This window comes from Streptoverticillium olivoreticuli subsp. olivoreticuli (assembly GCF_003391135.1).
In the GTDB taxonomy this organism is placed as follows: domain Bacteria; phylum Actinomycetota; class Actinomycetes; order Streptomycetales; family Streptomycetaceae; genus Streptomyces; species Streptomyces blastmyceticus.
On record NZ_CP031455.1, the window covers coordinates 7864631 to 7888913 of the forward strand.

Genomic DNA, 24283 nt, shown 5'->3' on the forward strand with positions numbered 1-24283 from the left:
TCCCTGACCGGCTCGGCAGGCGTATCGGTCCGCGCCCGGCGGACGCCCGGTAGACGTCGCGTAGACGGTGCGCTCCTAAAGTCGACTGGGTCCGGTGGTCAGGGGCCGGCAGGTGTCAACGGGGGGATCGTTCATGCGCGTTCCGGGCCGGAAGGGACAGTCGCCCGGAGTGCGCGGGGGAAATCCGAATTCCGAATTCCATACGATGGTCGATCGCCTCGCCGAATATCCCGGGCGTGAATTGTGGTGCTACCGGGGACGCGAAATCGTCCGCCGCGGCTACGCACAGGTCCACGACGACGTCCTCGCCGCCTGTGCCGCGCTGGAGGGGGCAGGTGTCCTCGCCGGCACACACGTGGGCATCCTCGGCGGGAACAGCTACGAGTGGATCGTCGCCGACCTCGCGCTGACCCGGCTGCGGGCCGTCTCCGTCGCCCTGCCCGTCGAGACCCACCGCGACACCCCGCCGGAGGAGCTCCGCGCCGCGTACGGCCTCGGGCTGCTGCTGATGTCGCGGAGCGAATACACCCGGCGCGGTCCCCTCCCGCCCTGGACCGCCCCGCTGGACGACCCCGGCGCCGCCGTCGTCGCACCGGTCGACGACGCCCACCACGGCCCCGGCGCCGACGTCTTCACGCTGGTGTTCTCCTCCGGGTCCAGCGGACGGCCCAAGTGCATCATGATGAGCGCGCCCGGCACCGTCGCGACCCTGGAGGAGTACGCCGCCCAGCTGCGGCTGGACACGGGCGACGCCATCTTCGTGGTCCTGCCGCTCACCGCCTTCCCGCAGCGGCTCATGGTCTACCTCGCCATCTGGCGCGGCTTCGACATCCGGCTCGCGGACATCCCCCGGCTGCATCCGGCGCTCAAGGCGATGGCCCCCACCGTCGTCGTCGGCCCCCCGGCCTTCTTCGAGACCGTCGAGAGCCGCTACCGCGCCCTGCCGCCCGCCGCCCGCCGCAAGGCCGACCGGCTGCGGCGGCTCACCGCGCTGATCCCCCTGCGCACCGTCCGGCAGCGCGTCCGCCGACGGCTCTTCGCCGACCTGCACGCCCTGTTCGGCGGCCGGGCGCGGCTGCTGCTCACCGGCTCGGCGCCCGCCCGGGTGACCACCCTGCGGCTCATGGAACAACTCGGCTTCGCCCTGCACGAGTTCTACGGCATGACCGAGGCGGGCGTCATCTCCTGGAACCTGCCCGACCGCACCCGGCACGGCTCCGTGGGCCGGCCGCTGCTCCCCGGCACCGTCAGGATCGCCGAGGACGGCGAGGTCCTCATCCGCTTCGAGCCGCCCCGCAGCGTGGGCTACCACGGCGACCACGGCACCGACGACGTCTACCGCCCCGACGGCTGGATCGGCACCGGCGACCTCGGCCGCTTCGACGGCCCGTACCTGCACCTCACCGGACGCAAGAAGGCCGTCATCATCACGCGATCCGGCTACAAGTTCCAGCCCGAACCGGCCGAGCGCGCCCTGGCCGCTCTGCCGGGGGTCGCGCACGCCGTCCTGCTGGGCGGCGAGCACGCCCATGTCGTGACCGCGGTCGTCTCCCTGTGCGGCCCGGCCGACGACACCGTGCGCACCGGACTCGACCGCGCCGTCGAGGAGTTCAACCGCACCCTGCCCGAACCGGCCCGGATCGCCCGTCTGTTCTGCACGGAGGAGGCGTTCACCGCTGTCAACGGACTGCTGACCCGGACCCTCAAACCGGACCGCGCCGCGATCGCGGCCCACTTCGGCAAGCGCCTGTTCGCCCCGGCGCACACGCCTGTGGCAGGGGACCTCCCCGCACGGACGACCCCCGCACCCGGCACGGGAGAGGCGCGATGAGCAAGCGGACACCGGCGGACGACCCCGGCGCACGGGCCGTCGCTCTGATCGCCGAGACCCTGCCGCCCTGGGCGGAGCACACCGCCGTCGTGCCCTCGGCCCGCCTGCGCGAGGACCTGGGCCTCGACTCGCTGGCCAGGGTCGCGCTCGCCGCCCGCATCAGCGAGGACCTCGGCCAGGAGGCCGACACCGGACCCGGCCACGCCGTCGAGGAGTTCACCACCCTCCGCACCGTCGGCGACGTCCAGGACCTCTACCGCAGGCTGAGCGGAGCACCGGCGGGCGACACCCTCGACCGGCTCCTGCGCCTGCTCGCCCGCGTCGGCCCGGAGCCGCTCGACACCACGCGCCTCGACCCGTCGGCACCCCTGCGCGAACTCGGCCTCCCCTCCATGGTCCTGGTGGACTTCTTCGTCCGCATCGAGACGGAATTCGCCTTCACCTGGGACGAGGACACCCCTCCCCAGACCTTCGCCACCCTCGCGGCCCTCGCCCGCCACATCGACGGCCACGCCACACCACCGGCCACCACCGGCCGCCCCGCCCACAGGGAGCCCGCTCCATGACGCCGTCCGGCGCACCGCCCGCACTCGTCACCGGCGTCACCGGCCTCGTTGGCGGCGCGATCGTCCTCGAACTGCTGCGCCGCACCGACGCCGAGGTCTTCTGCCTGGCCCGCGACCGCCGCCACGAACCCGCCGCCCGACGGGTCCCCCGGCTGCTCGCCCGCGCGGCCGCCGACTACGGCATGGACGACGTCGCGGGCGCGATCGCCACCCGCTGCCGGGTGCTGCCCGGCGACGTGACCGCCCCCGGCTGCGGCATACCCGAAGGCCTGCTGCCCCCGGCGGTCGGCGAGGTGTGGCACGCCGCCGCGTCCTTGAAGTTCCGCGCCCGCGACCGGGCGGAGATCGACCTGCACAACGTGACCGGCACCCGCAACGTCGCCGAACTGGCCGTACGGCTGGGCGCTCACACCTTCGACCTCGTCAGCACCGCCTACGCGGTGGGCGACCGCACCGGACTGCTGACCGAGGAACCCGTCCCCGCGGACTGCCGCCCCAACAACGCCTACGAGAGCTCCAAGATGGCGGCCGAGGCCCTGGTGGCCGGGGTGCCGGTCGGGACCGTACGCATCCTGCGCCCCGGCATCGTCATCGGCCACAGCGAGACCCTCGCCGCACCGACCGCCTTCGGCCTCTACAGCTACGTGGGCGAACTCAACGCGTTCCGCGCCCGGATCGAGCCCCGGCTCGGCAACTACCTCGACCACTACCCCGTGGCGATGCTCGGCGACCCCGCCACCCGCGGCAACCTCGTCCCCGTCGACCGCGTCGCGGCGGCGGCGGTGCGCCTCGGCCTCGTGGGGGCGCCCGGCGGCATCTACCACCTGACGAACACCGAACCCACCCGTCTCGGCGAGGCCCTCACCGCCCTGACCGGCGCCCTCGGCATCCGCGCGCCGCGCTGGGTGTCCGACCGGGCCGAACTGAACTCCATCGACGAGGCGTTCAACAAAGGACTCGACTTCCAGGGCGCCTACATGCTCCAGGACAAGGTCTTCGACGCCTCCCGGGCCCGGCGACACTGCGCGGACCTCCTCACCGTCCCGCTGGGCCCCGAGCGCATCGGGGAGTACATCGCCCGCTACATCAAGGACGGCGCCGCCGAAGCGGCCCGCGCGCAGCGGAAGGCGGCGCAGCGTGTTTGACTTCGCCGACCCCGGCACCCTCGACCTGCGCTACCGCGGCCAGGGCCGCTGCCCCACCGCCACCGGCGCCGAGCTGTACTACGAGTGCGTCGGCTCCGGGCCGCCCGTCGTCTGCCTGAACAACTTCTTCATCGTCGCCCCCGCCTGGCGCAACTTCACCTCACGCCTCGCCCGCGACCACACCATCGTCACCTACGACCTGCGCAACCAGGGCGTCTCCAGCCCCGGCCCCGGCGAGCACCACTTCGACGACCACGTGGGGGACCTGCGCGACCTCCTCGACCACCTCGGGCTCGACGACGTCCACCTCATCGGCACCTCCGCATCCACCCTCATCTGCCGCGACTTCGCCCTGCGCCACCCCGAACGCGTCCGCGGCATGGTCCTCACCGGCCCGGCCTTCTCCCCGTACGGCCCGCTGCGCATGCGGCTCATGGCCAAGGACTGGCTGCAGCGCCTTGACCACTCGCATGCCGCGGGCGTCTTCGACTACCTCTATCCGCTGGTGTTCACCGACAAGGCCATCGAGCGCGGCGGCCGCGCCACCTACCTCGCGCTGCGCGAACACTTCCTCGCCCTGAACTCCGAGGCCCAGGTGCGCGCGTGCGTGAACGAACTCCGCCAGGCGTCCGGCGACCCCGCCCTGCTCGAACGGATCGGCCGGCCCGTCCTGCTGCTGATCGGCGACGGCGACCACCTGTGGTCCCGCACCACCCTGAAGGACGCCACGGACCTGATGCCCGACGCCGTCGGCCACGTCGTCGAGGGCGCGGGCCACATGCCGTTCATCGAGGCGACCGAGGAGTTCGAGACCGTGGTGGGCCGCTTCGTGGCCAAGGGGCGAGTCGAGGGATGAGCGGCCCCGCCGACACGGAGACGGGCTGGGCGGCGGCCCTCGACGGCTTCGTGCCCGTGCCCGGCGCCCACGCCCGGCCCGAGCTGGACGCGGCCACGGCCCGGCACCTGCTGCGCTGCCCGCCCCCGGTGTGGGAGCGGCTCACCGCCGGGGGCCTGACCGGCCGGCCCACGCCCGACGGGGAACGCTACGACAGCCGGGACCTGTTCAACCTCGCCGTCCACTCCGGATCCCGCGCCTCCGTACCCGAACTCGCCCTGTCGCTGGCCCTGCGCTTCGCCCGGCAGCACCCCCGGCACTGGTCACGGACGCGGGAATGGGAGCTGCGCACGACACTGACCTGCCTACGCCACCAGGGGGAGGGGCACTGGCGGGCCTGGCCACCGGTCCCGTACGACACACCCGTCACCGATGCCGGGCCGCACCGCTGGTCCGGCCCCGAAGCCGTACACACCCTGCGCCACTCGGTGCGGACCCGCGGCGTACACGCCCGCCTGGAGTCCCCCCGGCTGCGCGCCGAGACCGCCGACGAACTCGCCCGGCCGCTGCGCTACGTCCGCATGCCCGCCGCCGTACGCGCCGACGCCGCGTGGATGGCGGACCGGGGACTGGTCGACTGCGTCAGTGGTACGCTCGCGCTCGCGCGGCGGCTCACCGCCGCGGGATACGAGGTCCGTGGCCGTACCGGCTGGCTCGTGGGGCCGGAGGTCGTCGGCCACACCTGGCTCGATGTCCGGGACGACGACGGGCAGTGGAAGAGCGTCGACGTCGCCCATCACCACCTCGCCCGCACCCTGTTCGGACCGGACGCTGTCGCCCCCGAGGCCTTCGCGGGCTCGCGCCCCGACCGCCTCGTGCCCAGCGCCGCCCCGCTCGGGGAGCAACTGTTCGCCCACCGGTGCCGCACCGCACCGGCCGACCTGGACTGTCGGATCTCGGCTGTGAGCCGGTAGGCCCCCCGGGGCCGAGGAGGCGTGGAGAGACATGACGGAGACGGAGAGGCGGGCACAGCCCGCCGGGGGGCGGGCCGGGCGCGCGCCGGATGTCACGCTCCGATCCATGGCGCCGGTGCTCGTCATCCTGTGCACCGGGCTGTTCATGGTCTGGCTCGACACGACCATCGTCAACGTCGCGCTGCCCGACATCCAGGACTCTCTCGGCACGACCTTCACCGGGCTCCAATGGGTCGTCAACGCCTACACCCTGACGTTCGCGTGCTTCATGCTCGTGGCCGGGGATATCGGCGACGTGTTCGGCCACAAACGGGTGTTCCTCGCGGGCATCCTGGGGTTCACCGCCGCGTCGGCGCTCTGCGCCACCGCGCCGAACATAGGAGTCCTGCTGCTCGCCCGCGGACTCCAGGGCGCCTCCGGCGCGGTGATCATGCCGATCTCGCTCTCCCTCATCACCGCTCAGGGCGGCACCCCGCGGGTCCGCGCCGCCGCCGTCGGCATCTGGTCCGGCGTCGGCAGCCTCGGGCTGGCGGGCGGCCCGCTGATCGGCGGCCTGCTCGTGACCCACTTCGGCTGGGCCAGCGTCTTCTGGGTCAACGTGCCCATCGGGCTCCTCGCCGCGCTCGCCGCCCGGCGGTACATCGCCGCGCCGCGCGGCCACGCCGAGCGCCGCATCGACACCGTCGGCATGCTGCTCTTCTCCGCGGGCGTCGGCTCCCTGACCCTCGGCCTCATCCAGGCCAACGACTGGGGCTGGACCTCTGCCGCCACCCTGTCCGTCCTCGCCCTGTCGGTGGTGCTCCTCGCGGGATTCGGCGGCTGGGAGCTGCGTACCCGTGCGCCCGTCCTGCCACCGGGCCTCTTCCGCGACCGGTCCTTCACCCTGCCCAACCTCGCGGGCATGGTCACCTTCTTCGGCATGTTCGGCGTCCTGCTGTTCCTGTCCGTCCACTTCCAGTCCTTCGAAGGGCTCTCCGCGTACGACACCGGACTGCGCTTCCTCCCGCTCACCGCGGCGACCGCGGTGGCCGCGCCCGTCGCCGGGTGGGTGACCGGGCGGTACGGCGCCCGGCTCCCGCTCGCCGCGGGCTGCGCGGTCTCCGCCCTGGGCCTGATCGCCCTGACCCGGGTGCCGATGGACGACGGATACCTGGAGTACGCCGGCCCGTTCGTCCTCATCGGCTTCGGCACCACCCTGGCCGTCACGCCCGGGACCATCGCCGTGCTCGCCGCGGTCATGGAGAACCGCGCGGGCATGGGCGCCGGGATCGTCCAGACCTCCCGGCAGATCGGCGGCGTCCTGGGCGTCGCCGTCCTGGGCACCGTCGTCATCCGGCACTTCCGCGACCGGCTGCCCCACGCGCTGGCGCAGGTCGTGCTCCCGGACGGTGAACGCGCCCGCATCGTCGACCGGCTGTCCTCGGGCGGCCGGCCCGACGTGTCCGCGCTGTCGCCAGGGGCGCGCGCGGCGATCCTCGAACCGGCGGGCCGGGCCCTGGCCGACAGCATCCAGACGGCCATCGGCATCGCCGCCGTGTGCAACCTCGTCGCGGCCGTGCTGGTGCTGGTCGCCATGCCGCGCCGCGCCTCGTCCCCGGAGAAGGGCGGCACCACATGATCGGCCACCTGGGCCTCAACGTCCCCGACCTGCGGGCCGCGGTCGCCTACTACGACCGGATCCTGCCGCTGCTGGACTTCGAGACCTACTTCGGCGACGCGACGCAGCACGCCTACCGGCCCGCGGACGGCAAGCCCGGCACCTACCTCTTCCTGTACGAGAGCGCCGAACCCTCCGGCGCGTTCTCGCGCCACCGCACCGGCCTCCAGCACCTCGCCTTCATGGTCCGCACCCGCACCCGGGTCCGGGAGGTCGCCGCGGCGGTGATCGGCACGGGCGGTGAACTCCTCCACGCGCCCCGGGAGTTCCCGGAGTACCCGCCGCCCTACTACGCCACGTTCTGGACCGACCCCCACGGCTTCCTGCTCGAAGCCGTCTGCCATCACGACCGGGAGTGAGCGTGCGGGACGAGGCGGTCCACGACTATGTGATCGTCGGCGCCGGGTCCGCCGGCTGCGTCCTGGCCGCACGGCTCGGCGCGGACCCCGGCACCAGCGTCCTCCTGCTGGAGGCCGGGCGGGACGACGCGGTCCGCGCGATATCCGTGCCCGCGGCCTTCTCGACGCTCTTCCGGACCGAGGTCGACTGGGACCACCGCACCCACGCCCAGGGCGAGCTCGACGGCCGGGAGCTGTACTGGCCCGCGGGCAAGGTCCTCGGCGGCGGCTCCTCGATCAACGCCATGGTGTACATCCGCGGCAACGCCGCCGACTACGACGGCTGGCGGGCCCGCGGCCTCGACGGCTGGGGCCACCGCGACGTCCTCCCGTACTTCAGACGCTCCGAGGACAACACGCGCGGGGCGGACGCCCACCACGGCACCGGCGGCCCGCTCGCCGTCTCCGACCTCCGCGATCGGCACCCGCTCAGCGAGGCGTTCCTCGCGGCGGCCGAAGCGGCGGGGCTGGCCGCGAACCCCGACTTCAACGGCGCCCGCCAGGAAGGCGTCGGCTTCTACCAGGCCACCGTCCGGCGCGGCCGCCGCGACGGCACCGCGCGCGCCTTCCTCCGGCCCGCCGCGCGGCGCCGCAATCTGACGGTGCGCACACGGGCGACCGTACGGCGCGTCGTCGTCGAGCGCGGCCGGGCGGTCGGGGTGAGCGCCGAACTCGAAGGGCGGGCACGGGAGTTCCGTGCCCGCCGTGAGGTGATCCTGGCGGCCGGTGCGATCGGTTCGCCCCGGCTGCTGCTGCTCTCCGGCATCGGCCCCGCCGCCGAGCTCGCCGCGCTGGGCATCCCCGTGGTCGCCGACAGCCCGCAGGTCGGCCGGAACCTCCAGGACCACCTGACCATCGGCGCGGGCTGGGAGGTGCGGGGCATCCGTACGCTGGAGTCCGCCCTGCGCCCGGCGAACGTGCTGCGCTACGTGGGCGCGCGCCGCGGGCCGCTGGCGTCGCACGTGGTCGAGGCGGGCGGATTCGTCGCCGCCGGCGACGCCCCGCCGCACCTGCAACTGCACGCAGCCCCCGTGCTGTTCGACAACCACGGCCTGACGCCTCCGCCGTGCCCCGGCTTCACGATCGGGGTGTCCCTGCTGACCCCCGAGAGCCGGGGGAGTATCACCCTCCGCTCCGCCGACCCGGCGGCCGCCCCGGTGATCGACCCCTGCTACGGCACCGGCCCCACCGACCTCGCACGCCTGGTCGACGGCCTTGAACTGGTCATCGGCATCGGGACGACCCGGCCGCTGAACGGCCACTTCGGCGCGCTGTACGCCCTGTCCGGCACGGACCGCGGATCGCTGGAGCGGTGGACGCGCGCCCGCGCCGACACCCTCTACCACCCGGTCGGCACCTGTGCGATGGGCACGGTGGTCGACGCGGCGCTCCGGGTGACGGGTGTCGACGGGCTGCGGGTGTGCGACGCGTCGGTCATGCCCATGATCCCCCGGGGCAACACGAACGCCCCGACCATCATGATCGCGGAACGGGCGGCGGATCTGATCCGCGGCTGACGACGCGGGCGGCCGCGCGTTCCCGAACCCATCGGGAACGCGCGGCGTACGCGGTCTCACGCCCGCGGCAGCAGACCCGCCGACACCAGCTCGTCCAGGACCAGTGCCGTCGCCGCGCTGACCCGGTCGCGGTCCTCGTGGCCCAGCCACGCCACCTCGCCGATCTCGGCGCTCGGCACCGGAGTGCCCGAGCCCTCGGCCGTGAAGCAGACCATCCGCACGACCGTGCCCGCCGCCTTGCCGTCCGCCGCGGCCTCGACCGTCACCGCGTGGGCGATCGTTGCGGGGTCCAGCGTGACGCCGAGCTCCTCCTCGATCTCCCGGACCAGCGCCTCCTCCCGGCTCTCACCGGCCTCCGGCTTGCCGCCCGGCAGATAGAACGCGGCCCTGTCCTGCGTACGGGCGGTGAGCACCCGGCCGTTCTCCAGCCGGATCCACGCGACCTTCTCGATCAGCTTGGCCATGGTCTTCCTCCTCAGGCCGCGGTGGGGGCGCCGGGGACGCGGCGGTCGCCGCCGTTGCGGTCCTGCCACGTCCGGTAGACGTCGACGGCCGCCTCTCGCGGCTCGTAGCGCATCGGCAGGCGCCGGTCCTCCCAGTCCTTGCCGAACTCGGCGTAGAAGGTGCCCAGCTCGAAGTACTTGCGGTCGTCCACATAGTGCGGCTCGTAGTCGTCGCGCTGGGTGAGGAAGACGACCTCGTCCGGGCTGCAGTAGTAGAGCGAGCCCAGACACATCGGGCAGGGGTGCGCGAGGACGTAGATGGTGCAGCCCGTCAGGTGCTCGGTGCCCAGCCGGGTGCAGGCGTCGCGGATGGCGAGGATCTCGGCGTGGGCGGTGGGGTCACCGGTCTGCGCCACCTTGTTGGGGCTCTCGGCGACGATCTCGCCGTCCCGGACGATGACCGTGGCGAACGGACGCCCGCCCTCCGCCACATTGGCCCGGGCGATGTCGATGGTGCGCTGTGCGAAGTCCATGCTGCTCCTTGTGCGTGACGTGCGTGTGCGGTGCGGCAGGGGCGGGGCCGGCGGAACCGGCCCCGCCCCTGCCACCGGTCAGAACGGCTTGGTGGGCAGGTACTTGCCGTCGAGGGTGATCACCGCACGGGAGCCGCCCTCGGGGTCCTCGACCTTCTTCACGTCGAGCTTGAAGTTGATCGCGCTGATGATGCCATCACCGAACTCCTCGTGGACGAGCGCCTTCAGCGTGGAGCCGTAGACCTGGAGCATCTCGTAGAAGCGGTAGATCGTCGGGTCGGTGGGGATGCCACCGGGGATGCTGCCGCGCAGCGGGATCGTCTGGAGCAGCAGGGCGGCGTCCTCGTCGAGGCCCAGCAGCTCGGTCACGGCCTTCGCCGCGTCGGCGGGCAGGGGATGCTGGCCGAGCAGGGCGGCGGTGACGAAGGCCACCGACAGGCCGGTCACGTCGGCGAGCTGCTGCCAGGAGAGGTCCTTGCGGGTCTTGGCGTCGACGACCTGGACGGCGAGCTGCTGACGGGCGTTCTGGTCCGCCTGTGCGTGGATCATGGTGAAGCCTTTCGTTGCGTCGGTGGTCCGGGCGGTCACCCGGAACGGGGGAGTGGTTCAGCCGGCGAGGGCGACGAAGCGCCCGCTGGTGGTGTCGAGCTCCTCGACGGAGCCGGACGGGATGTCGTAGACCCAGCCGTGCAGGGTCACCTCCTGCCGGGCGAGGGCCCGGGCCACCGAGGGGTGGGTGCGGAGGTTCGCCAGCTGGCTCAGGACGTTGTCCCGGACCAGGGCGGCGACCCGGCCGGCGCCCGAGGCGGGGCCGGTGGCGTCGGTGCGGGCCTTGGCCGCGTCGGCGTGGCGCAGCCAGTCGGCCACCGCCGGGAGGGTGCCGAGGTCGCCGCCAGAGGCGAGCGCGGTCATCGCGCCGCAGTCGGAGTGCCCGCAGACGATCACGTCCGTGACGCCGAGGACGCCGACCGCGTACTCGATGCTGGCGGCGACGCCGTCCGCACCGGGTGCGTAAGGCGGTACGAGGTTCCCCGCGGTGCGGATGACGAACAGCTCGCCCGGATCGCGCTGGGTGATCAGCTCGGGGACGACCCTGGCGTCCGAGCAGCTGATGAACAGGGCGCCCGGCCGGTGGTCGTTGGCGAGCCGGGCGAAGAGCTCGGCGCGGGCGGGGAACACGTCCTGCCTGAAGCGCTGGAACCCCTCGGCGATGTCGTGCATGGGTCACTCCTTCTCCGGTGACGGTGCCGGTCGGCGTGTCCCGCCGTCCGACGTGTTCCACCATGCATGACCTGTACCTATAGTGTCCAAGACGTGGTATCCATGAAACCCATTGATGGCATCTATAGTGGGTCGCATGGTCTTGGAACTTCGCCACCTGCGGTATCTGCTCGCCGTCGCCGAGCACGCCGGCTTCACCCGCGCCGCCGAGGCGCTGCGCGTCTCGCAGCCGACGCTCTCGCAGCAGATCAAACAGCTGGAGCGGGCCCTGGGCGTCCAGCTGCTCGACCGCTCCGGGCGCGCGGTGCGGCTGACCGGTGCGGGCGAGGTGTACGCGGACTACGCGCGCCGCGCCCTGCAGAACCTGGCGGCGGGCGAACGCGCGGTCCTCGACGTGCAGGACCTCTCGCGCGGGAGCCTCCGGCTGGCCATGACCCCGACCTTCACCGCCTATCTGCTCGGCCCGCTCGTGGCGGACTTCCACGCCCGGCACCCGGGCATCACCCTGGACATCCGGGAGCTGACCCAGGACCGCATCGAGGCCGAGCTGCTCGCCGACACGCTCGACCTCGGCATCGCCTTCAGCGGGACGTACCTGCCGGGGATCGCCGGCACCGACCTCTTCACCGAGACGCTCGGCCTCGTCGTCGGCCCCGGCCATCCGCACGCGGGCCGCGCGGAGCCGCTGCCGCTCGGGGAGGTCGGCGGGCACCGGCTCGCCCTGCTCAGCGGTGACTTCGCCACCCGCCGGCACATCGACGCGCACTTCGCGGAGCACAAGGTCCGGCCCGACGTCGCCGTCGAGGCCAACTCCATCAGCGCGCTCGTCGAGATCGTCGGCAGGACCCCCCTCGCGACGGTCCTGCCCGACGCCATCACCAGCGGACAGCCCCACCTCCACCCGGTCCCCCTGGACCCCCCGCTGCCCACGCGCACCGTGACGCTGCTGCGCCGTGACGCGGCCTACCGCAGCGCGGCCGCCCGCGCCTTCACCGCCCTGGCCCGGGACGTCGCCGCCGGGGCGGTGTGCGGACCGCGCAGGTGAGCGAACATGGGGCGCACGGCCGCCCGTTCGCTGTCTTCCGGGCCGGAACAGACGGTCGCGGGGTACGGTTTCAGGTCACTCCGATATGCCGACACCATATGCCGATGGGCGCGTAGCCAGGTCCGTACCGGTGCCCACTGGCGCTGCTGCGGACCCGAGTGCCGTGCGTGTCGCCGGTGGCCCGCCGAGCCCCTGCCGCACGCTCGCGGTGTGCCCTCCCCGGGCGTCCGGATCACGGCGCCGGAACCCCTGCGCCGCAGTTGAACCGCATCAGGGGGCGCGTGGCGCACGGATCAGGACGAATGCCTATGCAGCATGGACCGAGTGCGCCGTGTGCCCCAATACATCTATCGAATGTATGGTTTTCGTTTTTACGCTCGCGTCTAGAGGGCACCATCCTGCCAGGCCCCGCGCCGGGGAGGAGTCGGGGCCCGGAGGCACGGCCTGCCGCGGGGGGACGAGGGAGAGGGCAGTGATCCAGCCTGGGAGCGACCGTCCAGGGGGACACGGCGCGGGTGCCGCGCCATGGGGGAGCGAACGCAGGCGTTCCCCTCCTTCTTCCGTGCCGACCCGACGGAAGGCCAGCCTCCGCTCCGCCGAGGGCACCACGCGCGCATGAGGACCGGCAGCGCCCGGCCCGAGCAACCCCGTACCGCAACGACGAGTTCGGCTCGGAATGGCCCGAAGGAGGCCGGCCCCAGATGCCACAGGACATCGCCCTGGACATACCGTTCCCCACCAAGACGAATCCACGGGTGGACGCCGTGGCCGATCGCAACGAGCGATGGCTGATTTCCGCGGGTCTGCTCAGCAGCCAGCAGAACATAGAGCGTTACCGGTCGTGGAACATCGCCCTGCTCGCGGCGGGCTTCCTGCCGGACGTCTCCGAGCGGGAGCTGACCTTCGGCCTCGCCGTGCAGAGCTTCTTCTTCTTTTTCGACGATCTCTTCGACGGCGCCCTGGGCCACAACCCCGCGGCCACGTACGAGATCTGCCACGAGATGGCGGCCCTCGCGCGGCAGGGTTCGGCGCAGCCCGTCGTCACGCCGTCCTTCCCGCTGGCCCGCCTGTGGTCGAACCTGTGGGCCCGGGCCCAGCAGGGGATGTCGGCCGCCTGGCGGGGACGCACCGTCCGGCACTGGGAGGAGTACTTCCTGACGTACGTCTCCGAGGCCGTCAACCGCAAGAGCGGCACCGCGCTCGGCATGGACTCGTACATGAAGCTGCGCCGGGACGGGATCGGCAGCCAGGTGGTCCTGGACATCTCCGAGCGCTGCGGGCACTTCGAGGCACCGCCGGAGATCCACCAGAGCATGTGCATGCTGGAGGCCCGCGACATCACCGCCGAGGTCGTCACCCTCACCAACGACCTGCACTCCTTGGAGAAGGACCAGGCGAACGGCGACCCGAACAACGCCGTCCTGCTGCTGGGCAGGGAGCACTCCTGCTCGCAGGACGAGGCCGTCGCCCGGCTCCAGCAGATGGTGCGCCGGCGGACCCGTCGCTTCCAGCAGCTGGTCGGTGAGATCGACCGGCTGTGCGACGCCTTCGGCCTCTCCACCGAACAGCGCGAGAACACCCACCGCTTCCTGGACGCCAACCGCGCCTGCATGCGGGGGAACTACCACTGGAGCAACATCAGCGCGCGCTACAGCGACGTCGGGGTCCTGCACGTCATCCGTTCTCCCCGGATCGAGGACGTGATAGCCCAGACCGTCGACTGAACGGCGCACCGTGCCGCGCGGGCGGCACGTCCCCGGGCCGGTGGAGAGCCACCGGCCCGGGGACGTGGGCCCGCCCGTCAGCGGCGGAGCACCTTGCGGGCCAGCAGATTGCCCAGCAACTGGGCGATCTGCACCAGCACGATCAGGACCGCCACCGTCACCACCATCACCGAGGTGTCGAAGCGCAGATAGCCGTACGTCATGGCGAGGTTGCCCACCCCGCCGCCGCCCACGGTCCCGGCCACCGCCGAGAAGTCGATCAGCGCGACCAGCATGAAGGTGAAGCCGAGGATCAGCGGACCGAGGGCCTCCGGGATCAGCACGGTGAGGATGATCCGCCAGGGGCTCGCGCCCATCGACCGCGCGGCCTCGATCACCCCGGGCTCGACGGACAGCAGATTGCTCTCCACGATCCGGGCCACCCCGAACGTGGCCACGAGCACCATCGGGAAGATCGCGGCCTCGGTGCCGATCATCGTGCCCACCACGCTGCGGGTCACCGGCGACAGCGCCACGATGGCGATGATGAAGGGCACCGGCCGGATCACGTTGATCAGCGCGTTGAGCACCGCGAAGACCGGCCGGTTCTGCAGGATGCCGCCCTTGCGGGTGGCGTAGAGGACGAGGCCGACGGCCAGGCCGAGCAGCGCGGACAGGGCCAGGGTGACCAGCACCATGTAGACCGTCTCGCCGGTGGCGTCGACGACCTTGACCCAGAACCTGCTCCAGTCGACGCTCACGCGGCGGCCGCCTTTCCGGCCGCGGCCAGTTCGGTGAGGAAGGCGTCGATCGCGTCGTCCGGACCGCGCAGTTCGAGCGTCACGCTGCCCAGCGGGCGGCTTTGCACCTCGCCGACCCCGGCGTGGGCGATGGAGAAGTCCAGTTCGTGTCTGCGCAGCAGCCGTGACCACTCGTGCGTGCCCGCGGAGTCACCGGAGACCGGCAGGGTGACGAGCCGGCCGCCGTGCCGGGCGCGCAGCCGCTCCAGGGCCGCCCCGTCCGGGACGTCGTGCAGCGCCGACCGGACGAAGGAGACGGTGGTCGGGTGCTCCGGCCGGGAGAAGACGTCGTAGACGCTGCCGCTCTCCACGACCTTGCCGTCCTCCATCACCGCCACCTCGTCGCAGATGCCGCGCACCACGTCCATCTCATGGGTGATCAGCACGATGGTGATCCCCAGCTCGCTGTTGACCCGCTGGAGCAGGGCCAGGACCTCGCCCGTGGTCTGCGGGTCGAGCGCGGACGTCGCCTCGTCGCAGAGCAGCACCTTCGGGGAGGTGGCGAGGGCGCGGGCGATGCCGACCCGCTGCCGCTGGCCGCCGGAGAGCTGCTCGGGATAGCGGCGCGCGTGCTCCGCGAGTCCCACGAACCGCAGGGCCTCCTCGGCGCGGGCGCGGACCTCGGCGCGCGGCAGCCCCGACAGCTTCAGCGGATAGGCGACATTGCCGAGGACCGTGCGCGAGCGGAACAGGTTGAACTGCTGGAAGACCATCCCGATGGACTGCCGGACGGCCCGTCGGCGCCGCTCCCCGAGCGCGCCCAGATCCTGGCCGTCGACCAGCACGGCGCCGGAGGTGGGCACCTCCAGATAGTTGACCAGGCGCAGCAGGGTGCTCTTGCCCGCGCCGCTGTGGCCGACGACGCCGAAGACGCTGCCCTCACGGATGGTCAGGGACACCTCGTCGACGGCCCGGAACTGCGACCCCCGCTTGCCGTCGCGGGCGGGGTAGACCTTGCTGACACCGCGGAGTTCGATCACCGTGTCAGCCCCGGCCCTGCTTCTGGAGCCGGTCGAGTTCCCGCTGGAGCTCTGCCGCCGGGATGTCCAGCACGTACTTCGCGCCGTCCGCCGACTTCGCGACGGCTTCCTGCACCTTCGGGGACCGGTAGATCTTGACGATCTTCCGCACGGTCTCGCTGTCCTTGTCCTTCGCCCGGGCGGCGATGACGTTGACGTACGGGCGGGCCGTGGCGCTCTTCGGGTCGTCGCGGAAGATCGCCTCCGACGGCTTGTGACCGGCGAGCACCGCGACGCCGTCGTTGATGATCGAGGCGTCGGTGTCCTTGAGGGTGCGCGGGGTCTGCTGGGCGTCGATCGGAGTGATCTTCAGATGCCGGGGGTTGGCCTCGATGTCCTCGGGAGTGGCGTAGATCCCGGCCTTGTCCTTGACCTCGATCAGCTTCGCCTGCTCCAGCACGAGCAGTGCCCGGCCCTGGTTCGACGGGTCGTTGGGGATGGCGACGCGAGCCCCGTCGGGGAGCTCGTCGACCTTCTTGTGCTTGAGGGAGTAGAGGCCCATCGGCGCCACGGAGGTGGAGGTGACGGGCACGATGTCGGTGCCGTTGCGCGCGTTGAACTGGCTCAGGAACGCCAGGTGCTGGAAGGCGTTGAGCTCGATATCGCCGTCGGCGAGCGCCCGGTTGGGCAGCTGGTAGTCGTCGAAGGTGACGATCTTGACGTCGATGCCCTCCTTCTTGGCCTCCTCGGCCACGACGTCCCACTCGGGGTCGGCGCCGCTGACCCCGATCCGCACCCGGTTGCCGTCGGCCGCGTCGGACAGGTCACAGGCCGACAGCAGGAGCGAGAGGGCGGCGGCCGCGGACGCCGCCGCGAAGTGACGGCGGGACAGGGTGAGTTTCATCGACAGGCTCATTCCAGGAAGTGCAAGACCAACAAGTGCTGTGGATCGTATGGGCGGAATGAGCGTTTGCCTGGGAAAGAAAGGAAGCCTTCACGTTCCTGTAATGGGAGTGAAGGAATCCCCCTGAGTCCCCTGAGTACCCTGAGCCCCCGGGAAGAAGTCGACGAGCAGCATGTCGCGGACACCGGATCCGGCACCGGGCGCGGGCCGCACCGGGGAGACGCCGTGCAGCACCCGGCGGTCGTCGAGCACGATCGTCTCCAAGGGCGCGGTGAGCAGCGCCCGGTGCACGGGCCGCTCCTGGAGGTCGTAGAGACAGGACTCCGCGCCCCGTACGTCCCGGCGGCGGATCAGCACCTGGGCGACGTAGGCGTGACCGTCCCGGTGCACGCCCTCGGGCGCGGGGTGACCCTCGGCCCGGACGGTCGCGGTGACGCGGATCTGGTGGACACCACAGGTGTCGATGCCGGCCCGGGGGCCCGGGAGGCGCTCATGGAGGGCGCGGACGATCGTGTGCAGCGCCGCCCCCGCCGCCACGGCGTCCTCCAGCGGGGCGAACAGCCGGTCCACCCCGCCGTGCACCCGGTTCACCGAGCGGTCCTGGAAGAAGGCGGCGTGCGGCAGCCGTTCCAGCCGGTCGCCATGGATGCGGAAGGAACCGTACCGCCGGAAGCGGTAGGGCCGGTCGGTGCCGAGATGGGCATCGGCGGGCAGGCCGTCCCAGGAGGCGGTGAACTTCGCGAAGGAGTCCGCGGGACCCCCGTCCAGCGCGGCGCCGAGCACCTCCGGGCCGAAGTGCGCGAAGGGCGGCCGCTCCGGCACGGGGGGCTGTCCGGACGGGGCGGCGGCCGGGCCCGGCACGCGCGATGGGGCTGACGTCATGGTGTCCTTGCCTTTGGTGCGGTGTGGTTCGTCGGCGAGGCGGACCGCCGCGCGGGGCCTCTTCTCGACGGTAAGGCGACACGGCGAGGTCGTCGGCCGGAATGCGCGCATCAGCGGGACGGAGGGGGACAAACAGGCGGCGGAGAAAAGGACGCACACAGAAACCGCCCGGTGCGCGCGACCGGTTCGCCCGGCAATTCACCGCGTGGGCCGGTCACGGCAGCCGTACGACCTGGGCCCCCCACGTCAGTCCGGCCCCGAATCCGAGGAACAGCGCCAGATCGCCCCTGCCCACCGTCCCCGATTCCCGCAGCCCGGCGACGGCGAGGGGAATGGAGGCGGCGGAGGTATTGCCCGCGTTCACCACGTCGCGGGCCACGGTGACGTGCGCGGGCAGCTCCAGCCGCCCGGCCACGGCCTCGATCATCCGCAGATTCGCCTGGTGCGGGACGAAGGCGCCGAGATCGGCCGGGCGCACGCCCGCCGCGTCCAGCGCCCGCCGGGCGACCTCCGGCATCTCCTCCATGGCCCAGCGGAACACCTCGGGCCCGGCCATGCGCATCGTGGGCCACTCGGTTTTCGGGGAGTCGCGGTACCGGAGCCAGTCGGCGGAGTGCGCGATGAGATCGCCGCGGCTTCCGTCCGACCCCCAGACGACCGGGCCCATCCCGTCCTCCTCCCGCGGCCCGACCACCATCGCCCCGGCACCGTCGGCGAACAGGATGGCCGTCGAGGGGTCCTCGGGGCCGACGATGTCCGTCATCTTGTCGGAGCCGATCACCAGCACATGCCGGGCCGAGCCGTCGCGCACCGACGAGGCCGCCAGCGCCAGCGCGTAACAGAACCCCGCGCAGGCCGCGTTGAGGTCGAACGCCGCGGCCCGGGTGCCCAGCCGGTCGGCGATCTCCGCCGCGCCACCGGGGGTCTGCCGCAGGCCCGACATGGAGGCCAGGACCACCGCGTCCAGCCCGTCGGGCGCGACCCCCGCGTCGGCGGCCGCCTTCCGCGCCGCCTCCACCGCCATGTCGACCACGGTCTCGTCCGCGGCGGCGTATCGACGCTCGACGATGCCGGTACGCCTTTCTATCCACTCGGCCGTACGTCCGGTACGCGCCGCGACCTCGTCATTGCCCACGACGCGGTGCGGCCGATAGGCGCCGATCCCCAGAATTCCTACGTCCTGTGCGGCAGTTCGCCGTATCAGCATGGCAATACCCACCTTCGGTCGGTCCTCTTGCCGGCCCGCGTCCGGCCGCCGCCGGCCCGCTGTCGCGCCCCGCGGTGGAGTTCCGGGCACCGGCACATCGGCGGAAGAACGGTCCCGGTCCGGGTGCGCCGGCCATTGCCGGTACCCGTGGCCGGAGTTCCGTTCCCGCTCCGGAAAAGGCGGGACAACCGTTCCCGCCTGGGGTGACATTGCGGCACGCGGCTTCCGCAGGCCGATGGGCGAACCGCGTCGGCGGTCGCCGTGCCGCCCGTACAGGCCCCCCGAGCCGATCGTGAGCTCACTCGCCGGGGAGACTATCTCCGGGCGGGTTGGATTCCGCAACCCACCGGACGAGGGCCGTCGAGTGTCGAACGTCACGCCGGTTCCATGATTCGCGCACCCGTGACGCGGGTCACAAAAATTATTGCTTGCTTGGCGACATCGGCCCCTTCTACGGTCACTCGTGTGATCCAACTCATCGCCATGACCGGCCTGTTGTCGACGATCGAGTTCCGCCATCGCACAGCGTCCGTCGTGCCCGAACCGACCACGGGAACGGTGGACTCATGACGAACACCGCTTCACCTCTGTCACCCCTGGCATTGCTCCGCCGGCCCGCGGGCGAGTGGATCGACGCCGGAACACACCTGAACGGCTTCGGCGGATTCCACGGCGGACTCACGGTCGCGCTCATGGCCGCGGCGATGCGCGACGAAGCGCCGGACATTCCCCTGCGGAGCGTCACCGCGCGCTTCCACCGGCCCATCAGCGACGAGTTCCGGCTGGAGACCTCGACGGTACGGACCGGGCGCAGCGTCACCGCGCTCGGCGCCCGGGCGGTGACGGCCAAGGGAATACACGTCGACGCCTCCGCTGTCCTCGGGTCGCCGGGGACCGCGGAATGGCCGACGTTCGCCCCCGCGGCACCGGACGCCCCGCCTCCCGAAGAATGCGGGATCTTCGCCATTCCACCGGAGTTCGTGCCCATTTCCTCCTACCTGGAAATCCGCCCGGTCGGCCCAAACCGGCCCTACGCGGGCGGCACCGAACCCGAACTCACCGCCTGGATCAGACTCCTCGAGGACGAGGAGCCGCCGGACGTCCTGCGATTCGTCCTGCTGATGGACTCCCTGGCGCCGTCCTATGCCGCCGTGCTGTCCACCCTGGCCCTGGTGCCGACCGTCGAACTCACCGTGCGGGCCGGTGCGAACCTCGACCGGGCCGCCTCGCCGTGGATCCTCCTGCGGGCCAGGACCCGCGCGGCCACCGCCGACGGATGGGTGGACGAGGAGATCGACGCCTGGGGCCGGGACGGCGCCCACCTGGGCTCGGCACACCAGCTCCGCATCATCCGCACCGACTGACGCACCGACTGACGCACAGACCGGGGCGCCGACCGGGAGATCCACCGTGCACGGCGGCAACAGCACAGGAATTCAGGGCCCGGCATCGGCGCAATGACGGTCCCGGTCACGAGACTCAAGCAACGGGGGCGCTGTGGATCACATATCCGGCTGGGCGCGCACGTCATGGCCCACGACCTTGCCCGAGATACTCGAACACCGCGCGGGCCTGCCCCGGCAGCTCGCCTTCCGCTTCCTGCCCGACGGCACCGGCGACCAGGCCGTGGAGTGGACGTACCACGAACTCGCCGACCACGCCGCCCGCGTCGCCGCCGACCTGCTGCGGCGCGAGCTCACCGGGCGCCGCGCCGTCCTGGCCCTCGACCCGGGCCTGCACTACATCGCCGCCCTCTTCGGGATCCTCCGGGCCGGCGCCACCGCCGTGCCGTCCTTCCCGCCGACCGGGAGGCGCGCCCTGGCGCGCTTCGTCTCCATCGTCGAGGACTGCACCCCGGACGTGATCATCGCGGACACCCGGCTGGCGGACCGGGTGGACCGGTTCGAGGCGGAGCTCCCGGCGTCTATACCCCGGCCGCAGTGGGTGTTCGTCGACGACGACTACTTCCGCGAGGCGGCGGACGCCGCGGCCGAGGACCCTCGCGCGACGCCCGTACGGATCGCCGAACCGGCGCTGCTCCAGTACACCTCCGGCTCGACCGGCGACCCCAAGGGGATCGTGCTCACCCACGACAACCTCGTGAGCAACTGCCTCGCTCTGGAGGCGAACATGGGGTACGAGCCCGACCGCGTCGGCTGCACCTGGCTGCCGCCCTACCACGACATGGGCCTGATGGGCACGATCATGCTCGCGGTGCACGGCGGCTGGCCCCTGGTGCTGATGCCCCCGGCGTATTTCGTGCAGCAGCCCTACCGCTGGCTCAAGGCGGTCACCGACCACAAGGTGACCATTTCGGTCGGCCCGAACTTCGCCTTCGACATCTGCACGTCGAGCATCACCGACGAGGAACTGGCGACGCTCGACCTCGGCACCCTGCGCCAGGTCTTCTGCGGATCGGAGCCCGTCTCACGGGCCACTCTGGACGCCTTCCGCGAACGGTTCGGCCCGCGCGGATACGACGAGGCGTCACTCATCCCGTGCTACGGACTGGCCGAGGCCACGCTCTACGTGTCGGGCAAGCCCACCGGCAGCGCCGTCAGGACCGTATGGCTGGACAAGGCGGAGCTGGAGCGCGGCCGCGTCCGCCACCTGCCCGCCGAGGACGCCGCGGCGGCCGGCGACGGCCGGGCCACCCGGATCGTCAGCTGCGGCGAGGTCGCCGAGCAGCACGAGGTCGTCATCGTCGACCCCGGCGAACGGCGCCCGGTGGAGCCGGGCAGGATCGGCGAGGTCTGGGTGCGCGGCCCGAACGTCGCCACCGGCTATCTGGGCAGGCCGGAGCTCACCGCCGAGACCTTCGCCGCGCGGCTCGTGGGTTCGGGAAGTGAACGGAGCCATCTGCGCACCGGCGACCTCGGCTTCCTGCACGAGGGGGAGCTCTGCATCACCGGGCGCCTGAAAGACCTCGTCGTCATCGCGGGCCGCAATCTCTATCCGCAGGACATCGAGCATTCCGTGCGGCGCGCCCATGACAGGCTCCGCGGCGCGGCCGTCTTCTCCGTACCGGGAAAGTCCGGCGAGGAGCTGGTGGTGGTCACGGAATTCCGCGGCACCGCACGGCAATTGGCCGCCGAATTCGACGAGGTGCGGGACGCGGTGGTCACCGCGGTGACCACCGACCACGGAGTGGGACCGGCCGATGTGCACTTCGGCCCCGTCGGCGCGATCCCGATGACGACCAGCGGGAAGGTCCGCCGGGACGCCACCCGCACGGCATACGTCCAAGGAACGCTGAAAAAGCTGACCCCGGCCGCGGACGACATGCCGCTGTCCGTACGGTGACGGGAGTCCCCCCCATGACCTCTGTGCCCGAGACCTCCGCCGACGCCTCGCCCCGTACGGCACCGGCCGGCACACCCGCCGCCGCTCCCGACACCGATGCCTTCGCCCGCCGGCTGGCCTACGTCACCGTGGGACTGCCCACCCTCGGGTTCATCGGGGCGGTGCTGTTCTCCGTGACTCATGGATTCACCGCCGTTGACCTCGGGCTGCTCGTCGGAATGTATCTGCTGACCTCACTGGGCGTGGAGGGCGGATTCCACCGCTTCTTCTCGCACCTGTCCTTCGCTGCCAGGCCCGGTGTCACCGCGTTCTGGGGCATCGCCGGGTCCATGGCGGCCCAGGGCCCGATCGTGTTCTGGGTCGCGACGCACCGGCAGCACCACGCCTTCACCGACCGCGACGGCGACCCGCACTCGCCCCGGCCGATCGAGGACGGCCGCCGCTTCGGCCGGGCGCGCGGGCTCTGGCACGGCCACGTCGGCTGGCTGTTCACCATCCGCCGGCAGAACTGGAGCAAGCACGTCCCGGATCTGCTGCGGAACCGGCTGGTGATGAGGATCGACGCGTACTACTTCGGCTGGGTCCTGCTCGGCCTCGCGCTGCCCGCCCTGCTGGGCTGGGCGCTCACCGGGGGCAGCGGCCGGGGAGCGGCCGGCGGCCTGCTCTGGGGCGGACTGGCCCGGATCTTCCTCCTCGACCATGTGACGTGGAGCGTCAACTCGATCGGTCACACGCTGGGGAGCAGACCGCACCGCACGCGGGACAACAGCCGCAACGTCGCCTCCCTCGCACCGCTGTCGGTGGGGGGTTCCTGGCACAACAACCACCACGCGCAGCCGGCACTGGCGCACAACCGGCACACGTTCTGGCAGATCGACATCGCGGGGGGCTTCATCCGGCTGCTGGACCTCCTGGGCCTGGTCTCCAACGTCCGCTACCCGAAGCGCGCGCGGCCGGATTAGGCCGGCGCGCCCTCCCGGGCAGGGCAGAGCCCCCGCTGGACACGGCCTTGCAGACCGCACCGCAACCCCAGCCGAAAGGAGCGGCCCTCGTGTCCGCAACCACAGCCGATCCCCTCGCGGCGGCGATCGTCAAGCTGGACCCCGCCAGCCGCCGGATCAAACGCTTCTCCGCCCTGACCACGATGACCCTGCCCCTCCTCGGCACCGTCGCCGCGGCCTGGTTCCTGTGGACCGGGAACTTCACGGCCACGGACCTGGTCCTGTTCGGCGTGATGTATTTCGTCCACATGGGCGGAATCACCATCGGATTCCACCGCTACCTCTCCCACAAGGCGTTCAGGACGTCGCCCTTCTTCGAGGGCGTCATGATGGTCACCGGCTCCATGGGCGCCCAGGGCCCGCTGATGTTCTGGGTCACCACGCACCGCAGGCACCACCGGTTCAGCGACCGCGAGGGCGACCCGCACTCGCCCAACCTGCACGGCCGCAGCCTGCGGGCCAGGCTGCGCGGCCTGTGGTACGCGCACATGCCGTGGATGCTGAGCGACGAGACCTCCAAGTGGACCGTGTTCGCCCCGGACGTCCTGCGCGACCGCCGGCTGATGTGGTACCACCGCACCTATCCCACCTGGGTGATCGCCGGAGTGCTGATCCCGGCGGCGATCGGCCTCGCCGTCGAGCGGACGCCGATGGCGGCCGTGACGGGCCTGGTGTTCGGCGGGCTGGCGCGGATCTTCGTCGCCAACCAGGCCGCCTGGTGCGTCGGTTCGGTCTGCCACGCCATCGGCAGCCGCCCCTTCGAGAACGCCGACCGCAGCGCCAACAACTGGCCCGTCGCCGCGTTCACCTTCGGCGAGGGCCTCCAGAACAACCACCACGCGTTCCCCGGCTCCTACCGCCACGGTGTCACCTGGTGGGAGCCCGACCTCAGCGGCTGGCTGCTCTTCGGCCTGGGCAAGGCCGGCGTCGTCTGGGACCTGCGGGAACCGGACCGGGCGGCCATCGCCAGGAAGCGGGCCGTGAAGGCCGCCGCCTGACCACCGTTCCACCCCCATCTGCGACATCCCATCCGCACACCGGCAGGAGCCTCGGCACATGTTCGGACGCAAGAAGGACGCACAGCAGATATCCGGCCCGCTGACGGAGGAATCCCTCCGGCAGTGGCTGATCGACCACCTGGCCAAGCGGATCGAGGTGCCGCCCGCGGACATCGACACGGGCAAGTCGTTCGAGGCGTACGGGCTCGACTCCCGGGTCGCCGTCCAGGTGTCGGGCGCGCTGGAGAAGGTCGTCGAGCGACGGCTCTCCCCGGGGCTGCTCTACGAGCACCAGACCATCGACGACCTGAGCGGCCATCTGGCGCGGGAGCTCAGGCTGTCCGACCGGACCGGCTGAAGG

At 72.0% G+C, this 24283-nt stretch carries 24 protein-coding genes; 15 read left to right on the forward strand and 9 right to left on the reverse strand.

What is annotated here, in order from left to right; all coding sequences use genetic code 11:
- The first annotated feature begins 205 nt into the window (after window positions 1-205).
- The 8 genes from DXZ73_RS34100 (at window position 206) to DXZ73_RS34135 (ending at window position 8923) form a co-directional block, all read left to right on the forward strand.
- Window positions 206-1831, forward strand: a complete 1626-nt coding sequence (locus DXZ73_RS34100; RefSeq protein WP_162890437.1) for an AMP-binding protein — start codon at window positions 206-208, stop codon at window positions 1829-1831.
- Window positions 1828-2397 carry an acyl carrier protein gene (locus tag DXZ73_RS34105; protein ID WP_116214800.1) on the forward strand — a complete coding sequence of 190 codons (570 nt, stop codon included), beginning with the start codon at window positions 1828-1830 and terminating at the stop codon, window positions 2395-2397. The genes DXZ73_RS34100 and DXZ73_RS34105 overlap by 4 nt, the downstream gene beginning before the upstream one ends.
- The gene (locus DXZ73_RS34110) at window positions 2394-3542 is read left to right on the forward strand and encodes an SDR family oxidoreductase (RefSeq protein ID WP_116214801.1); all 1149 of its coding nucleotides are present in this window, start codon (window positions 2394-2396) and stop codon (window positions 3540-3542) included. Before DXZ73_RS34105 ends, DXZ73_RS34110 begins: the two co-directional genes overlap by 4 nt.
- Window positions 3535-4398, forward strand: coding sequence for an alpha/beta fold hydrolase (locus DXZ73_RS34115; protein ID WP_116214802.1), 864 nt, complete (start codon window positions 3535-3537; stop codon window positions 4396-4398). Before DXZ73_RS34110 ends, DXZ73_RS34115 begins: the two co-directional genes overlap by 8 nt.
- The gene (locus DXZ73_RS34120; protein WP_116214803.1) at window positions 4395-5351 is read left to right on the forward strand and encodes a hypothetical protein; all 957 of its coding nucleotides are present in this window, start codon (window positions 4395-4397) and stop codon (window positions 5349-5351) included. The genes DXZ73_RS34115 and DXZ73_RS34120 overlap by 4 nt, the downstream gene beginning before the upstream one ends.
- Window positions 5352-5457: 106 nt before the next feature.
- Complete coding sequence (locus tag DXZ73_RS34125; protein WP_162890438.1) at window positions 5458-6969, forward strand: MFS transporter; 1512 nt, start codon at window positions 5458-5460, stop codon at window positions 6967-6969.
- On the forward strand, window positions 6966-7367 hold the full coding sequence (locus DXZ73_RS34130; RefSeq protein ID WP_116214805.1) for a VOC family protein: 402 nt from the start codon (window positions 6966-6968) through the stop codon (window positions 7365-7367). Before DXZ73_RS34125 ends, DXZ73_RS34130 begins: the two co-directional genes overlap by 4 nt.
- 2 nt (window positions 7368-7369) lie before the next feature.
- On the forward strand, window positions 7370-8923 hold the full coding sequence (locus tag DXZ73_RS34135; protein ID WP_240351613.1) for a GMC family oxidoreductase: 1554 nt from the start codon (window positions 7370-7372) through the stop codon (window positions 8921-8923).
- 56 nt (window positions 8924-8979) lie between these two features.
- Here DXZ73_RS34135 and DXZ73_RS34140 read toward each other — a convergent pair whose 3' ends face one another.
- The 4 genes from DXZ73_RS34140 to DXZ73_RS34155 form a co-directional block, all read right to left on the reverse strand.
- Window positions 8980-9387: an NUDIX hydrolase gene (locus tag DXZ73_RS34140; protein WP_205519286.1), complete on the reverse strand. Its 408-nt coding sequence runs from the start codon at window positions 9385-9387 to the stop codon at window positions 8980-8982.
- Window positions 9388-9398: 11 nt separating this feature from the next.
- The gene (locus DXZ73_RS34145; protein ID WP_116214807.1) at window positions 9399-9899 is read right to left on the reverse strand and encodes a nucleoside deaminase; all 501 of its coding nucleotides are present in this window, start codon (window positions 9897-9899) and stop codon (window positions 9399-9401) included.
- 78 nt (window positions 9900-9977) lie between these two features.
- The gene (gene cynS / locus DXZ73_RS34150; protein ID WP_116216062.1) at window positions 9978-10448 is read right to left on the reverse strand and encodes a cyanase; all 471 of its coding nucleotides are present in this window, start codon (window positions 10446-10448) and stop codon (window positions 9978-9980) included.
- A 57-nt stretch (window positions 10449-10505) separates the two neighbouring features.
- On the reverse strand, window positions 10506-11120 hold the full coding sequence (locus tag DXZ73_RS34155) for a carbonic anhydrase (RefSeq protein ID WP_116214808.1): 615 nt from the start codon (window positions 11118-11120) through the stop codon (window positions 10506-10508).
- A 136-nt stretch (window positions 11121-11256) separates the two neighbouring features.
- On the opposite strand from DXZ73_RS34155, the gene cynR reads away from it, so the two are divergent.
- Both cynR and DXZ73_RS34165 read left to right on the forward strand, forming a co-directional pair.
- A complete protein-coding gene (cynR, locus tag DXZ73_RS34160; protein WP_116214809.1) occupies window positions 11257-12165 on the forward strand; it encodes a transcriptional regulator CynR in 909 nt (302 codons plus the stop codon).
- Between the two features lie 701 nt (window positions 12166-12866).
- Window positions 12867-13889, forward strand: a complete 1023-nt coding sequence (locus DXZ73_RS34165; RefSeq protein ID WP_116214810.1) for a terpene synthase family protein — start codon at window positions 12867-12869, stop codon at window positions 13887-13889.
- A 77-nt stretch (window positions 13890-13966) separates the two neighbouring features.
- Here DXZ73_RS34165 and DXZ73_RS34170 read toward each other — a convergent pair whose 3' ends face one another.
- The 5 genes from DXZ73_RS34170 to DXZ73_RS34190 all read right to left on the reverse strand — a co-directional run bounded on the left by DXZ73_RS34170 (window position 13967) and on the right by DXZ73_RS34190 (window position 18626).
- On the reverse strand, window positions 13967-14629 hold the full coding sequence (locus DXZ73_RS34170; RefSeq protein ID WP_116214811.1) for a methionine ABC transporter permease: 663 nt from the start codon (window positions 14627-14629) through the stop codon (window positions 13967-13969).
- On the reverse strand, window positions 14626-15648 hold the full coding sequence (locus DXZ73_RS34175; RefSeq protein ID WP_116214812.1) for a methionine ABC transporter ATP-binding protein: 1023 nt from the start codon (window positions 15646-15648) through the stop codon (window positions 14626-14628). The genes DXZ73_RS34170 and DXZ73_RS34175 overlap by 4 nt, the downstream gene beginning before the upstream one ends.
- A 4-nt stretch (window positions 15649-15652) precedes the next feature.
- Complete coding sequence (locus DXZ73_RS34180) at window positions 15653-16543, reverse strand: MetQ/NlpA family ABC transporter substrate-binding protein (RefSeq protein ID WP_240351614.1); 891 nt, start codon at window positions 16541-16543, stop codon at window positions 15653-15655.
- A gap of 78 nt (window positions 16544-16621) precedes the next feature.
- Entirely contained in the window at window positions 16622-17413 is a 792-nt protein-coding gene (locus tag DXZ73_RS34185) for a 2OG-Fe dioxygenase family protein (protein WP_116214814.1), read from the reverse strand.
- A 214-nt stretch (window positions 17414-17627) separates the two neighbouring features.
- Complete coding sequence (locus DXZ73_RS34190) at window positions 17628-18626, reverse strand: beta-ketoacyl-ACP synthase III (protein WP_425315934.1); 999 nt, start codon at window positions 18624-18626, stop codon at window positions 17628-17630.
- A gap of 560 nt (window positions 18627-19186) precedes the next feature.
- Between DXZ73_RS34190 and DXZ73_RS34195 the strand changes: the two genes are divergently transcribed.
- The 5 genes from DXZ73_RS34195 (at window position 19187) to DXZ73_RS34215 (ending at window position 24280) form a co-directional block, all read left to right on the forward strand.
- Window positions 19187-19984: a thioesterase family protein gene (locus DXZ73_RS34195; RefSeq protein WP_240351615.1), complete on the forward strand. Its 798-nt coding sequence runs from the start codon at window positions 19187-19189 to the stop codon at window positions 19982-19984.
- A gap of 133 nt (window positions 19985-20117) precedes the next feature.
- Complete coding sequence (locus tag DXZ73_RS34200; protein WP_162890439.1) at window positions 20118-21923, forward strand: fatty acyl-AMP ligase; 1806 nt, start codon at window positions 20118-20120, stop codon at window positions 21921-21923.
- Between the two features lie 14 nt (window positions 21924-21937).
- Window positions 21938-22885, forward strand: coding sequence for an acyl-CoA desaturase (locus DXZ73_RS34205; protein ID WP_116214816.1), 948 nt, complete (start codon window positions 21938-21940; stop codon window positions 22883-22885).
- An 89-nt stretch (window positions 22886-22974) separates the two neighbouring features.
- Window positions 22975-23922, forward strand: a complete 948-nt coding sequence (locus DXZ73_RS34210; protein WP_205519287.1) for an acyl-CoA desaturase — start codon at window positions 22975-22977, stop codon at window positions 23920-23922.
- A gap of 58 nt (window positions 23923-23980) precedes the next feature.
- Window positions 23981-24280: an acyl carrier protein gene (locus DXZ73_RS34215; RefSeq protein WP_116214817.1), complete on the forward strand. Its 300-nt coding sequence runs from the start codon at window positions 23981-23983 to the stop codon at window positions 24278-24280.
- Window positions 24281-24283: the final 3 nt, after the last annotated feature.